At 73.5% G+C, this 1,585-nt stretch carries 3 protein-coding genes; 2 read left to right on the top strand and 1 reads right to left on the bottom strand.

What is annotated here, in order from left to right; translation table 11 throughout:
* Positions 1–421 (top strand): HAD family hydrolase (locus H5J30_RS32210; protein WP_181791169.1); only part of this gene is annotated, 421 nt, incomplete at its 5' end.
* A gap of 52 nt (positions 422–473) precedes the next feature.
* On the opposite strand, the gene H5J30_RS32205 is transcribed toward H5J30_RS32210, so the two are convergent.
* Positions 474–1,229 (bottom strand): sulfite exporter TauE/SafE family protein, encoded by a 756-nt coding sequence (locus tag H5J30_RS32205; RefSeq protein ID WP_181791167.1) that lies wholly within the window; start codon positions 1,227–1,229, stop codon positions 474–476.
* 186 nt (positions 1,230–1,415) lie between these two features.
* Between H5J30_RS32205 and H5J30_RS32200 the strand changes: the two genes are divergently transcribed.
* Positions 1,416–1,585 (top strand): LysR family transcriptional regulator (locus H5J30_RS32200; protein WP_181791165.1); only part of this gene is annotated, 170 nt, incomplete at its 3' end.

Below are 1,585 nucleotides of genomic sequence, written 5' to 3'. Positions count from 1 at the left end.
GGCCCGGGAGGACCTGCCGGTCCGGCGGGTGGCGGAGCGCGCCGAGCTGTGGGCCCAGCCGATCGGCAAGCTCTACCTCCAGCACCCCGCGCTGGACGACGACGCGCTGACGGCAGCGGCCCGCGAGACGGTCGGCGGCCTCGTCGAGGTCGTCCTCGCCGGCGCCGACACCGTCGAGGTGCTGCCGCTCGGGCTGAGCAAGGCCACGGGCCTGTCTGTCGCGGCGCGCCGGCTCGGCGTCAGGGGCGCGGAGACGATCGCGTTCGGGGACATGCCGAACGACATACCGATGTTCCGCTGGGCCGGCCGCGGGGTGGCGATGGCGGGGGCGCACCCGGAGCTGGTCGCGGTCGCCGACGAGACGACCGGGTCGAACGACGAGGACGGCATAGCGGCGGTCCTGGACCGGGTGTTCGGCTAAAGGGCGCCTCGGCCGGGGCGTAGGACTCCGGGCCGCCCGTGGACGCCCGCCGTCAGCGGATGATCATGGTGAGGGCGGCGGTGGTGCCGACGGTGACGATGATCGTGCGCATCAGCGCGGGGGTGAGCTTCCGGCCCAGGTGGGCGCCGAGGAAGCCGCCCAGCGTGGACCCGGTGGCGATGATGCCGGCCGCCGTCCAGTCGACGTCGGTGACGATGATGAACACGATCGACGCCACCCCGTTGACGAGGGCGGCCAGGACGTTCTTGACGGCGTTGAGGCGCTGCAGGTCGTCGCGGACGAAGGTGCCGAACAGGCCCATGAGGATGACGCCCTGCGCGGCGCCGAAGTAGCCGCCGTAGACGCCCGTGCCGAGGACGCCGACCCACATCGGGGTGCCGCCGTCCGAGTCGTCGTCGTCGCTGCGCGCGGCGAGGCGGCGGCTGAGGACGGGCTGGAGGAGGACCAGGGCGCAGGCCGTCAGGATCAGGACGGGGACCACTGTCTGGAACGCCTCGGCGGGCAGTTGCAGGAGGAGCAGCGCGCCGGCCAGGCCGCCGATGAGGGAGGCGGTGCCGAAGCGCAGTATGCGGCGGCGCTGGCCGCGGAGTTCGCGGCGGTAGCCGTAGACGGCGCCGGCGACGCCGGGGACGAGGCCGACGGTGTTGGAGACGTTCGCGAGGACCGGCGGGTAGCCGAGGGCGAGGAGCGTCGGGAAGGTGATGAGCGTGCCGGAGCCGACGACCGCGTTCATGCCGCCGGCGACGAGTCCGGCGCCGGCGAGCGCGGCGGCTTCGAGCGGTTCCACGGCGGCGTCCTCGTTCCGTAGGTCGGTCCCTCGGGTGGGCCGTTGTGCCCGGGTCGGGCGGGGCGGTCGGGCAGGGCGGTCGGGTAGGGGGCGTACAGGGAAGATCGTGGTCATCGTGGGCGCGGCGATCCGTCCAAGTCAATCCTCGGGTGTCCTTGGGCGTCTCCAAGGGTTAGCTTGACGCCCATGACTCTGGACGACCTGCGGGTGTTCGTCGCCGTGTGCCGGGCGGGGAGCCTGAGCGCGGTGGCGCGGGAGCTGGGCTGTACGCAGTCGGCCGTGAGCCAGCACGTCAAGCGGCTGGAGCGGGAGGTCGGCCTCAGCCTCGTGGAGCGGCATCCGCGCGGCGTGGTGCC

It is taken from the genome of Streptomyces phytophilus (assembly GCF_013870535.1).
Lineage (GTDB): Bacteria > Actinomycetota > Actinomycetes > Streptomycetales > Streptomycetaceae > Streptomyces > Streptomyces phytophilus.
This window is presented reverse-complemented; position numbering and strand designations above follow the sequence as displayed.